This is a genomic window from Candidatus Nanogingivalis gingivitcus, from assembly GCF_004151455.1.
In the GTDB taxonomy this organism is placed as follows: Bacteria; Patescibacteriota; Saccharimonadia; order Saccharimonadales; family Saccharimonadaceae; genus Nanogingivalis; species Nanogingivalis gingivitcus.
Genome location: NZ_PRLK01000001.1, coordinates 42,568 through 54,300, shown reverse-complemented (window position 1 = coordinate 54,300; position 11,733 = coordinate 42,568). Strand labels below are relative to the sequence as shown.

The following is an 11,733-nucleotide window of genomic DNA, read 5'->3' as shown; positions in this document are numbered from 1 at the left end:
TAAAAGTGATAAAATATAAGAGTGAATGTTAATATAAAAACAATATCTAGCTCTGAAGATATGATATCTTTTGGCCAAGAACTTGGTAATAGCCTTAAGGGTGGAGAGGTAATTGAGCTAATTGGTGATGTAGGGGCAGGTAAAACTACTTTTACTAAGGGGCTAGCTAAAAGCCTTGGTATAACTGATGAAATTCAAAGCCCTACTTTTACTATATCTAGAGTTTATGAGGGAGCTAAAAATAATTTAGTTCATTATGATTTTTATAGATTAAATGATGCTGGAATTATGGCTATAGAAATGCAAGATGTTATAGATGATCCTAATAATATTACTGTTATAGAATGGGGCGAACCGGTTCGTGAAGTTTTGCCTAAAAAATATATAACAGTTAAAATCAAAATAATATCCGAAAATATTAGGGAAGTAGAGTGGAGCTGTTAAAATGATTTTAGGTATTAATACATCTAGCCCAGTATGTGAATTATATTTTAATGATAAGCGCTATGCTAAAGAATTAAATAGAGATATGGCTAAAAGCATACTCGCCTTTATTAAAGAAGTTATAGAAGAGAATGGTAATAACTTAAACAATTTAACAGGTATTTGTGTATTCTCTGGTCCAGGTAGTTTCACAGGACTTAGAATAGGCATAACTGTAGCAAATTCTTTAGCAGATGGTCTAAATATACCTATAGTTTCGGTATCTGGTGAATATGAGAATTGGTACAGCAGTGCAAAAGAAAAACTTTTACAAGGTCAAAATGAAAAACTAGTTATGCCAATATATGGAAAAGAAGCTAATATAACAAAGCCAAGGAAATAAAGAAATATGAAAATTTTATCAATTATTTTAGGAAAAATTATCAGAGCACTTGCAAGAATTAAAGGTGGAGGGTCAGCCCTACCAGGTTTGGTTATAGAAAAAATTAATCCAAATTTTTTAAATCAAGTTTTGTCTGATTTGCCTTATGGAATAATAGTAGTAACTGGCACCAACGGAAAAACTACTACTACAAAGATGTTAGTTGAACTTTTTCAGTCGCAAGGGCTTAATGTATTTACAAATAAAACAGGCTCTAATTTTGTAAGGGGCATTATTGCTTCAGCTATAGAATCAACCAGTTGGAAAGGCAAAATTAATTCAGATATTGCTATTTTAGAATTAGATGAAGCCCATGCCGTAAAATTTATTGAAAATGTAAACCCAAGCTATTCACTTCTATTAAATGTAATGAGAGATCAGCTAGATAGGTTCGGAGAAATAGATTATACGGCTAGTCTACTACAAAAAGTTGGTAATGCTACAGAAAAAGCTGTACTTGTAAATGGTTGTGATCATTTATTATCTAAAAAGCCATTCAAAAAGAATTTTCCTAGTACTTTTAGCTTTGGGTACGCTAGCGAAGTAGCACAATTCTTTCCTAATGATGATGAACTTTATGGTGGAAAAAATATTTGTAATTCAAAAAATAAAGTTGATTTTAAGTTGTTAAATTTTTCAGATAACTCCTTTGAAATTGAGCTAAAAGATGGTGCTGTGCAAGAGTTTACTATTAGCTTAAATGGAGCGCATAATATGTTAAATATTACGGCAGCTTTAAGTATGTTCTATACAGTAATGGAGCAAGAAAAACTTAAAATAAAGGATAAAAAGTTAGCTAACATCATTAAAGATATAAAACCAGCTTTCGGCCGTGGTGAAACATTAGAAATTGGAAAAGATAAAGTAGAGATTATGCTTGTTAAAAATCCAGCTGGATTTAGGGTTAACTTACTAAGCCATAAAGAAGATGAAAAAGTTATGATAGCTATTAATGATAACTATGCAGACGGTAGAGATATGAGCTGGCTATGGGATGTTGACTTTAGTATAATAAAATCCGTTGGCGCAATAACTGGCATTCGTGCTTATGATATGGCACTTAGGTTAATGCATGACGATGTTGATTTTCAGGAAAGTGATGTAAATACAAATATTGCAGAATCTGTAAATAATTTCCTTAAACTTAAAGGTAATAAAAAAATTTATGCAACTTATACGGCAATGTTAGAAATTAGGAAAGAACTATCTAAAAATACTAAAGTTGAGAGGGTGTTATAATGTTAAAAATAGTGTGGTTATACTGGAAAAGCATGAATATATATGGGGACTACGGTAATATTCTAGCTTTAGAAAAACAGCTAAAAATACACGGCTTAAAATATCAGATTATTCACTATGATATAGGTGATAAATTCCCTGAGGATGCTGATATAGTTATTGGTGGTGGAGGGCAAGACTCTTCACAAAATAAAATACAAGATGATTTAATGGCCATAGCTCCTAAATTAATAGAACTTGCTAAAAAAGGCGTGCCAATGCTAATGATTTGTGGTATGTACCAACTTTTTGGCAATTATTTTGAAACAAGCAATGGCGAAAAAATTAAAGGCCTTAATATACTAGAGGGTGTTAAAACAGTAGCAGGTGATGAGCGGTTAATAGGTAATATCGTTGTTAAAGATGATAGGTTCGGTGATGTTGTCGGTTACGAAAATCATAGTGGTCAAACATATTTATCAGGAAAGGTTAAGCCTTTTGGTAAGGTTAAAAATGGCTGTGGAAATAATATGACAGGTAGTAGTGAGGGGGCTATTTATAAAAACATTATCGGTACCTACCTTCATGGCCCTATTTTACCTAAAAATCCACGCGTAACTTTATTCTTAATTGAAAAAGCTCTAGAGAACAAAAAACATGAACTACCTGCTGTTACTTTTGAAAATATAGAAGAAAAGCAGAAGCTAAAAAGAATTACTAAAATAGCTAAAGAAATTGCTAAGAGCCGACCAAGATAGGGAAAAAATAAAATACAGTACTAGACAAGTACTGTATTATTTTTATCTAATTGGTCGGGGTGAAAGGACTCGAACCTTCGACCTCACGGTCCCAAACCGCGCGCGCTAGCCAACTGCGCCACACCCCGAAAGGATTACTAAACGATTATAGCACACGATGACCATAATATCAAATATTTATTTTTAAAAGCATCATAAAAAGAATATGTTTATCTTTGACATTTTAGCATAAATATGTTATAATTTACAAAGTAAGTTCCCTAAACTAAAAGGGAAAGTAATTTTAGAAAGAGGTGCTATTAAAATGCGAAAAAGAATAATATTAGGTTTAAGGGTCTGTTTTGTAGTTTTAATGTTAATAATTTTAGCCTTTAGTGGTTATAATTTTATTAAAAGTAACAATCAGCCTAAAACAGCAGAAGTTGTAAATACTCTAGTTCCTGCAGGAAAAGATGTGCATAAGGAAGAGAAACAGCCTATTAATGATGAAAAATCTAAATTGGCTGATATTCTAAAGGCTAGAAGAGAAAAAGCTAGCCAATCAATTGAGTATCGAGACGGTAAACAGGTTTTATATGCTGATGAAACTTATGGCGGTAAAGATACCTTAAACACTAATGAGCAACCAGTTGGGACTTTAAGTATTCCAAAATTAAATAATTTTAGCCGTGAAATTGTGCGTGGAATAGGCACAAGCCCTAATGGTAATTTTGGTGAAGGTGATTTTGACCGTCTATATCATTCTTGTACTTGGCGATATGACCAAGTTTTAGGGGGAGATAACTACGTGGTAGTTTCCCATATTTGGACAGGTAGAGGTATTGGCGTTGATTATTCTAATGAGTGGTTTTCTCCACTGTTAACTTCTAAAGAAGGAGGAATGACAACCGATCTATCGAAACTAGTCTTGCAAAAAGGTGATGAAATAACAGTGAAAGAATATGAAACTGGTATTACTTTTAAATTTGAAATAGACGAAATAAAAACCGTAACAAAAAATAGTGGTCAAGAATTAAGTAGCGATTTACAATCTATACTTAGTTCTAGGGTAGATCACCCACGCATAACCTTGCAAGGTTGTTTACAAGATAAACCAGAATTATTATTTGTTGTTGGTAAATTAATGTCTATTGAGCAGAATGGCGTTTCTTACAAATATTAAAAGGTAGCAATAGCTACCTTTTTCCTATATATCAAGAAGAATAAAAAAGCCCCATACAAGGCTTTTTAATTTATTCAAATTTGGTGATCTTACCGGGAATCGAACCCGGATTGTCAGGATGAGAACCTGATGTCCTAACCGTTAGACGATAAGACCATTATTAATAATTTTATCAAAATAGCTAGGAGTGGTCAAGATATAAAAACCTTTACCACAGGGCTAAACAAAAAAGCCCCATACAAGGCTTTTTAATTTATTCAAATTTGGTGATCTTACCGGGAATCGAACCCGGATTGCCAGGATGAAAACCTGGTGTCCTAACCGTTAGACGATAAGACCACGAGGTGAGTTGCTTCTTTGGGGTGATAAAGTAACAACTCGCTTACTATTCTATCAAAAAAAAATAGTATAGTCAAGGTTAAAATTACTCATAAGGGTAAGTTTTTGTGTTATACTATTATAGTATGAAACCAATTTATAAACGAACAAAAATTTTGGCTACAATCGGCCCAGCTAGTGATAGCGAAGAAATGATTGAAAAACTAATAGAGGGTGGTATAAATGGAGCTCGCCTAAACTTTTCACACGGTTCTTATGAAGAACATGGTGCAAAAATCACGAAAATTCGTGAAATTTCTACCCGTCTTGGCAAACAAGTTGCTATTTTGCAAGATTTACAAGGTCCAAAAATCCGTTTAGGCGACTTAGTAGATAACCGTTTTGAAGTTGCTGAAGGTGATGAAATTGTATTAGACTACGCAATAGAACAACATGATGGTTCAGCAAACTTGCCAGTACAATACAATTTAGCCGAAAAAGTTAAAGTAGGTGAACCAGTATTTATTTTTGATGGTAAAGTAAAAACTGAAGTTGTAGAAATTCCATCCAGCACTGCTATTAAATTAAAAGTATTAAATAAGGGTACTTTAGCTTCACGCAAAGGTCTAAACCTTCCTGATACTGATTTCGGTGGTGATGTTATTACCGAAAAAGATAAAAGGGACATGGAATTTGGTGCTACCCAAGATATTGACTATGTAGCAATGAGCTTCGTACAGACTGCTGAAGATATTGAAGCAGTACGCCAAATTCTTTTAAGTTTAGGTAGTGAAGCACAAATTATCGCCAAAATTGAAACTAAAAAAGCTGTTTCTGACGAAGAATTAGAAAAAATTGTTATTGCTGCTGACGGCGTAATGATTGCTCGTGGTGATATGGCTTACGAAGTTGCACCAGAAGCTGTGCCAATTGTACAACGCAAAACAATTGCACTATGTCGCAAACATGGTAAAATTTCTATTGTTGCAACCCAAACAATGGGTTCAATGGTAGATAATCCACAACCATCACGTGCAGAAGTTTCTGATGTTGCTAATGCCGTAATTCAAGGTTCAGACGTAGTAATGCTTTCTGATGAATCTGCTACAGGTAAATATCCATATGAAACAGTACGTGCTATGCGTAGCGTAATCCGTTACACTCAAGAACATGCTGCTGTTGCTCCAATTGATGATATTGTAGAGCGTGGAGAAAATGAAGCTTTAAATGCTATTTCTCTTGCTGCCGTAGAACTAGCTGAACAAATTGATGCTGATGCTATTGTTGTTGAAACTAAATCTGGCCAAACTGCAGCCACTGTTGCAGCTAACCGTCCAAGCTTACCAATTGTAAGCGTAACAAGTAGTACACGCGTAGCTCAACAATTAGGCTTAAACTATGGTACACGTAGCTTTGTGCGACCAGATGGCGAATTTGCCGGTTATGAACTTGCTAAAGATCTTAAAGCTGATGGATTCTTTGGTGACAAGGAAAACGTAATAGTTGTTATTGTTTCTGGTCGTCAACCTGGTTTAGTTGGTGGAACAGATACAATTCGTGTTCGTGCAATCTAATATTTAATATATTAGTCATAATAAAATACGACCTAGTTGGTCGTATTTTATTTGCTACATTTAATTATTTTTAGCTATTATCTTTTAATAATAGTTCCTAAGTTATTTTGAATAGCATCTTGGGCGTTATCTAGTGATGTAATAATGGCTTTTCCACCTTTTTCGGCAAAGCGTACACAAGCTTGAACCTTAGGTAGCATTGATCCTGCACCAAATTGGCCTTCGTCTATATATTTTTTAGCTTCTTCTATAGAAATAGTACCAAGAATTTGCTGGTTTTCATGTCCGTAGTTAATCATTGCGTTATCAACAGCTGTTAAAATTAATAACACATCAGCTTTAATTTTTTCAGCTAGTAATTCAGCAGCGAAGTCTTTATCAATAACACAGTCTACGCCTTTATAACCGTCTTCAGTTTTTACTACAGGTATTCCACCACCACCACTAGCTATAACTGTAGCACCTGAATTTATAAGCTTATTAATAGTATAAGTTTCTAGTATCTCTACAGGTTTAGGTGATGGAACAACTCGTCGCCAGCCACGGCCAGAATCTTCTTTTACAGTATAACCTTTTTCATTCTTAACATTTTCTGCTTCTTCTTCTGAATAGAAAGGTCCAATAGGTTTTGTTGGGTTGGCAAAAGCAGGGTCTTCTTCTGAAACTAATACTTGTGTTACAAGGCTAACAGCTGTTTTATATGATTTAAGCTTATTAAATTTCTCAGCTAAGGCTTTTTGTAGCCAGTAACCAATCATTCCTTGCGTCATAGCAACGCATGTATGTAAAGGCATTGTTGGGGTAGAATCCGTGTTAATTGCTTCTTCATGAAGTACAATATTACCAACTTGTGGTCCATTACCGTGAACAATAACTATTTGATGCCCAGCCATAATTAGGGGTATAAGTTTCTTTACAGTTTCCTTGGCTACTAATTCTTGCTCAATTGCACTAGCTTCGCCATCTCGTTGCAGGGCATTGCCACCTAGTGCAACTACTATCTTTGACATAAAAGACCTCCTATTTATAATGAATATTTAGCAACATTATAACATTTACTGCTTATGCTTTAAAGACTAAAAATAAAAACAGAATTAATAATTTCATCTTTTGGATGATAAGAAAGGTTTAATTGTATATTTTTGATATCTTTAGCGTTAAAACTAGGGTAAAGTAGACTACGGCTACCTTTGGCCGAACGTATTAGTATTTTTCCGTTAGCGTTTATAAATTGGGTAATATTATTTATTATAGCTTGTTTTTCGGCTATATTTTTGCCAGCTAGCCCTGCAATAACAACTAAGTCATATTTTGTATTTAGCCGGCAAGTTTCTCCACTACCATTTATTAACTTAGTTTTAAAGTTGATAGCTTTAGATAATTGGCTAGCATTTTCTATTGCTTTAGGGGATATATCCATTTGATCAACATTAGCCTTAGTTAATAAATGTAGTATCATGCAGCTAAGAGGAAGTGGCCCACTACCAATAAAAAGAACTTTTTTATTTTTGTTCAATATAAGACCTGTTTTTTCAAGTAATTTTATTTCACGCTTTGTTAATTCTTGATAATTTTTTAGGTAGGGGAATAAGGCAATTTCTTTTTTGGGGTCTTCGCTATTAATTATTCTATTGCTCCAGTATATTTCCAATTCAGATTCAGCTTGAGAACAAATAGCTTGTAATTTTATTATTTCTTCTTTAGTAAGTTCTTGGTCTAAATTAGGATTATTAATAACTAAAGAAACTAAACTATTAAACTTACTATTCACCTCATTTGAGGGTTTTAAATCTTTTAAATTCAGAATATCTTGAATAATTTTATTACTTTGCATATATAAAAATAAAGAACCATCTAAAGTGGTTTGTTCTTTCTAAAAATAAATTTGGCTGGGATGGAGGGATTCGAACCCCCGAATGCCAGGACCAAAACCTGGTGCCTTACCACTTGGCGACATCCCAACGCTCTACCATTCTAACAAAAATAATTATTAAATTCAAGTGGTAAAAAGTTTATCGGTAGTTTTCTTTTCGCCATTTATCAATATTAGCGTGATGACCACTAAGGAGTACTTCAGGTACTTTTAGCCCTTGGTATTCTGCTGGGCGAGTGTATTGAGGGAATTCAATATTATCGCCATCTGAATAGCTCTCAATTAAAGCTGAATCTTCACCACCTAACACATTTGGTAGTAGCCTTACTACAGTGTCAATTAAAACCATAGCGGGCAATTCTCCACCGGTAAGTACAAATTGACCAATACTAATTTTTTGGTCAACAAGTGTAAAAATACGCTCATCAAAGCCCTCATAATGACCACAAATAATAATTAAATCTTTTTGCTCGTTGGCAAAATTTTCGGCTATTTTTTGGGTTAATACTGTTTTGCTAGGTGTCATAGCAATAACTAAGGCATTAGGTGATTTTTCCTTAGCAAATTTAATTGCCTCAAAAAATGGTTCTGGTTTGAGTAGCATACCATTCCCACCACCGTAAGGAGTATCATCAACTTGCTTGCGAGGGCCAATACCAAAATTACGCAAGTTAATAACACTAAATGTTACAGCGTTATTGTTTTGTGCTTTCCACATCATAGAGCTATTTAAAACTTGCTCAAACATTTCAGGAAATAGGGTGATAACTTGAATTTTCATAATTTTATTATAGTTAATATTATATCAAAAAATATAGGTAAAAAAGAAAAAACCAGCCAAGGGTTATAAGGGGACTGGTTTTTCTCAAGTATAAGCTCTCAAAACTTTACGTTTTACTCGCAGTAGAGCTTTTTTGTTTTTTCCGCAGTTCAAGATTTCTTAAGCGAAACTCCACAGAAACGCTTTATCTTTGAACTGTTATTATTATACATCAAGGTCGTCTAATTCCGCAAGTGCTTTTTTTGTGCTTTCTACAAAGTTATTGTTGTTTTCCACAGCTATATCTGTTGTATTTTCCACAGAGCTTGAGTTTTCAGTATTTTTTACTTCTGAATTAGTAATTTTAAGGTTATAACGAGCATCATTTTTTGAGCCTAATGCACGCAAAAGGGCACGAAGGCTTTGTGCAGTAGCGCCACGCCTACCAATAATACGGCCTAAATCATCTTCGTCTACGGTCAAATTTAGCAAAACACCCCTTTCATCAATTGTACGTTCTACTTTTACAGCTTCGGGATTCTCTACAAGATTTTTTACAATATATTCAACAAACTGTTGGTCTATTGTCGCCATTTTCAGTTACTCCTTTTTTAGTTCGTTTAATAGTTACATTTTAGCAAAATGCTAGCGTTTTTTCAACTTCTCTAAGCCTACAAAAACCACTATTGATACTAGTGATAATAAGGCAAAAATAGGGAAAGTTCTTCCTGTTAGTACACCAATTTCGGTTAAAGAACGGAAGAAAATAGCTGTAAAAATAAAGGCAAAAACTGTCCAAATAAGTAGTAATAGTCGCCATTTATTTAATGGTAGGCTTGCCCTTACTACCGACATAAAGCCAATTACACCAAGCATATAGTAAAGTACTGTTGAAATTTCTTGGCTAATCCATCCGTTTAAGTTACCGAATATATAAACAAATAAAACGCTAAATACAACCATTAAGGCACTTGGCAAGGCCATAAGCATTGTCTTTTTTAAAAAGTTCTTTTCTACTGGTTTTATATTCTTTTCAAAAGTTAGTACAAAAGGCGGGAAGCCTTCAATAATTTGGTCAATAACAGTAACTTGTATAGGAATGAATGGGAAAATTAGCAACCATTCATTATGCCCTGTAACACTAGCAAGTACGCCAGATAGTATACAAACTATAGCGAGTAGGAAAGAATAAATAGTTTTAATAAAGAATATCGGTGCTATGCGTGTTATGTTATTTACTACTCTTCTTCCTTCAAAAAGAATTTCAGGTAGGTCGTTAAAGTCAGACTTTAATAATACTAGGTTAGCTATTTGCCTTGTTGCTGGGTCGCCCTCTGCCATAACGATAGAACAGTCGGCTTCACGAAGTGCTAAAATATCGTTAACGCCATCACCAGTCATAGCAGTAGTATGGCCAGCTTTTTTAAGTGTTTTAATTATTAAGCGTTTTTGATGGGGTGATACACGGCCAAAAATAGCAGTTTCTTCAGCTATTTTTTTAAGTTCTTTATCATTAACTTTAGAACAATCTATATAGCTTTCATAATTTACAAAACCTGCCTTTTTAGCAATATTAGATACAGTTACAGGGTTATCGCCAGAAATTATTTTTAAATCTACTCCTTGTGAGCGTAAATATTCTAGTGTTTCGGCAGCCCCATCACGAATGGGGTCTAAAATTTCAATAACAGCTAAAGCCTCAATATTTTTAGGTAGCACTATTTTTTTATTGTTAATTTTTTCGGAGCTAATAGCAACTGTTAATACCCTAGAGCCACGAGCTTGAGCTTCTTGAACCTCTTTTAAAGGCTTTTCAAAAAGCATTTCAGGTGCACCTAAAAAGATAGTGCCATATTCTTCCAGCTCCATAGAGCCCCATTTTCTATCGCTAGAAAAAGGAATAATATTCTCACTTTTAAGTCCATGTTTTTTATTTTTAAATTTATTACGAATAGCTTGTGCTGTTGGGTTACTATCTTGACTTTGCTTCATGTAGGCAGAAAGAATATTTTCTATTTCTTTTTGAGAGTATTTTTTGGAAATATTATGTAAGGTTTCTACTTTCATTTTTCCTTCAGTAATAGTTCCTGTTTTGTCTAAACAAATAGTATCCACCCTTGCTAAAGTTTCTACAGAATACATCTCTTGTACTAAAACCTTACGAAGTCCAAGTTTAATAACAGATGTTAGCAGAGCTGTAATTGTAAGCAGGGCAATACCTTTTGGCAAAATTCCAAGTAACGGTGTAGCGGTAGTAATAACAGAATTTTTAAGTGGCAAATGTTTAATAAGTAAAGCCTCAAGAATAAGTGCAATACCAAAAGGAATAATAATTTTACCAGTAAAGCCAGCAATTTTATTTAGGGAAGCTAAAATTTTAGAATTAATAGGTTTATGTGTTTTAGCCTCTACCATTAATTTATTGGCATAATTATCTTTACCAACATGGGTTACTTCGGCAATAATTTTACCACTTGCTAAAAAGCTACCAGAAAGTAGTAGCTCGCCAGCTTCTTTTAATACTAAATCACTCTCGCCAGTAAGCATTGCTTCATTAGCTTCAGCTATACCTTTTAAAACCATAGCATCACTAGGAATTTGCTCACCAGCAGAAAGCTTAATAATATCACCAAGGACAATTTCTTCAGAGTTTATTTTTTGCTCACGGTTGCTACGAATAACTGTAACTTGTTCACGGCTTAGTAAATTAAGTTTATCAATCATTTTTTTAGCGCGTAGCTCAGTAATAATGCCGGAAACAGCGTTAAAAATAATAACTACAAAGAAAATACTGTTACTCCAAGCGTTAACAGCAATTAAAGCTAGGGCAATGATAAAGTTTAAAAAGTTAAAAAGGTTAAAAACATTGCGACGGAATATTTCCCAGTTGCTACTACTTGGCTTAGCGTTAAAGTTATTATGAAGCCCTTGAGCAGTTTTTTTACGTACCTGCTCGGCAGTTAATCCGTGCAATTTTTTATCAATATCCATATAAGGTATATTATAGCATAAATTAAACAGAAGTATTTTTATATTTGACAATTTAGCTAAAATATGCTAATATATAGACCAGTTGATAGAAAAGCCTTTTATGTCGTTATAAGAGCTTTTAATAAGAACATTAATAATTTGAGTTGAAAATGAGCTAACAGGTTAGCTTTGTTTAAATTCATCTTTTTATTGCTTCTTATGAAGAGCTTTTTAA

11 protein-coding genes and 4 tRNA genes are annotated in these 11,733 nt (G+C 33.8%); 6 read left to right on the top strand and 9 right to left on the bottom strand.

Annotation, left to right across the window (positions count from 1 at the left end; all coding sequences use genetic code 11):
* The first annotated feature begins 21 nt into the window (after positions 1-21).
* Genes tsaE through G6CMJM_RS00250 form a run of 4 tightly spaced genes read left to right on the top strand, consistent with a single transcriptional unit; the run spans position 22 to position 2,841 of the window.
* Positions 22-444: a tRNA (adenosine(37)-N6)-threonylcarbamoyltransferase complex ATPase subunit type 1 TsaE gene (gene tsaE / locus G6CMJM_RS00265; protein ID WP_206660756.1), complete on the top strand. Its 423-nt coding sequence runs from the start codon at positions 22-24 to the stop codon at positions 442-444.
* 1 nt (position 445) lies between these two features.
* A complete protein-coding gene (tsaB, locus tag G6CMJM_RS00260) occupies positions 446-826 on the top strand; it encodes a tRNA (adenosine(37)-N6)-threonylcarbamoyltransferase complex dimerization subunit type 1 TsaB (protein ID WP_129718488.1) in 381 nt (126 codons plus the stop codon).
* A 6-nt stretch (positions 827-832) separates the two neighbouring features.
* A complete protein-coding gene (locus tag G6CMJM_RS00255) occupies positions 833-2,104 on the top strand; it encodes a DUF1727 domain-containing protein (RefSeq protein WP_129718487.1) in 1,272 nt (423 codons plus the stop codon).
* Positions 2,104-2,841 (top strand): type 1 glutamine amidotransferase, encoded by a 738-nt coding sequence (locus G6CMJM_RS00250; RefSeq protein ID WP_129718486.1) that lies wholly within the window; start codon positions 2,104-2,106, stop codon positions 2,839-2,841. The genes G6CMJM_RS00255 and G6CMJM_RS00250 overlap by 1 nt, the downstream gene beginning before the upstream one ends.
* 51 nt (positions 2,842-2,892) lie before the next feature.
* Here G6CMJM_RS00250 and G6CMJM_RS00245 read toward each other — a convergent pair.
* A tRNA-Pro gene (locus tag G6CMJM_RS00245) sits at positions 2,893-2,969 on the bottom strand.
* Positions 2,970-3,145: 176 nt separating this feature from the next.
* On the opposite strand from G6CMJM_RS00245, the gene G6CMJM_RS00240 reads away from it, so the two are divergent.
* Positions 3,146-4,003 (top strand): sortase family protein, encoded by an 858-nt coding sequence (locus tag G6CMJM_RS00240; protein WP_129718485.1) that lies wholly within the window; start codon positions 3,146-3,148, stop codon positions 4,001-4,003.
* Between the two features lie 81 nt (positions 4,004-4,084).
* Here G6CMJM_RS00240 and G6CMJM_RS00235 read toward each other — a convergent pair.
* Both G6CMJM_RS00235 and G6CMJM_RS00230 read right to left on the bottom strand, forming a co-directional pair.
* Positions 4,085-4,159, bottom strand: a tRNA-Glu gene (locus G6CMJM_RS00235).
* A 108-nt stretch (positions 4,160-4,267) separates the two neighbouring features.
* A tRNA-Glu gene (locus G6CMJM_RS00230) sits at positions 4,268-4,342 on the bottom strand.
* Positions 4,343-4,467: 125 nt separating this feature from the next.
* Between G6CMJM_RS00230 and pyk the strand changes: the two genes are divergently transcribed.
* A complete protein-coding gene (pyk, locus tag G6CMJM_RS00225; protein WP_129718484.1) occupies positions 4,468-5,895 on the top strand; it encodes a pyruvate kinase in 1,428 nt (475 codons plus the stop codon).
* A gap of 77 nt (positions 5,896-5,972) precedes the next feature.
* On the opposite strand, the gene arcC is transcribed toward pyk, so the two are convergent.
* The 6 genes from arcC to G6CMJM_RS00195 all read right to left on the bottom strand — a co-directional run bounded on the left by arcC (position 5,973) and on the right by G6CMJM_RS00195 (position 11,519).
* Positions 5,973-6,905: a carbamate kinase gene (arcC, locus tag G6CMJM_RS00220; protein ID WP_129718483.1), complete on the bottom strand. Its 933-nt coding sequence runs from the start codon at positions 6,903-6,905 to the stop codon at positions 5,973-5,975.
* A gap of 59 nt (positions 6,906-6,964) precedes the next feature.
* Positions 6,965-7,729: a nicotianamine synthase family protein gene (locus G6CMJM_RS00215; protein WP_129718482.1), complete on the bottom strand. Its 765-nt coding sequence runs from the start codon at positions 7,727-7,729 to the stop codon at positions 6,965-6,967.
* Between the two features lie 52 nt (positions 7,730-7,781).
* Positions 7,782-7,856, bottom strand: a tRNA-Gln gene (locus G6CMJM_RS00210).
* 51 nt (positions 7,857-7,907) lie between these two features.
* Positions 7,908-8,549 (bottom strand): tRNA (guanosine(37)-N1)-methyltransferase TrmD, encoded by a 642-nt coding sequence (gene trmD, locus G6CMJM_RS00205; protein ID WP_129718481.1) that lies wholly within the window; start codon positions 8,547-8,549, stop codon positions 7,908-7,910.
* A 204-nt stretch (positions 8,550-8,753) separates the two neighbouring features.
* Complete coding sequence (locus tag G6CMJM_RS00200; RefSeq protein ID WP_129718480.1) at positions 8,754-9,122, bottom strand: KH domain-containing protein; 369 nt, start codon at positions 9,120-9,122, stop codon at positions 8,754-8,756.
* A 51-nt stretch (positions 9,123-9,173) separates the two neighbouring features.
* Positions 9,174-11,519 carry a cation-translocating P-type ATPase gene (locus tag G6CMJM_RS00195; RefSeq protein WP_129718479.1) on the bottom strand — a complete coding sequence of 782 codons (2,346 nt, stop codon included), beginning with the start codon at positions 11,517-11,519 and terminating at the stop codon, positions 9,174-9,176.
* Positions 11,520-11,733: the final 214 nt, after the last annotated feature.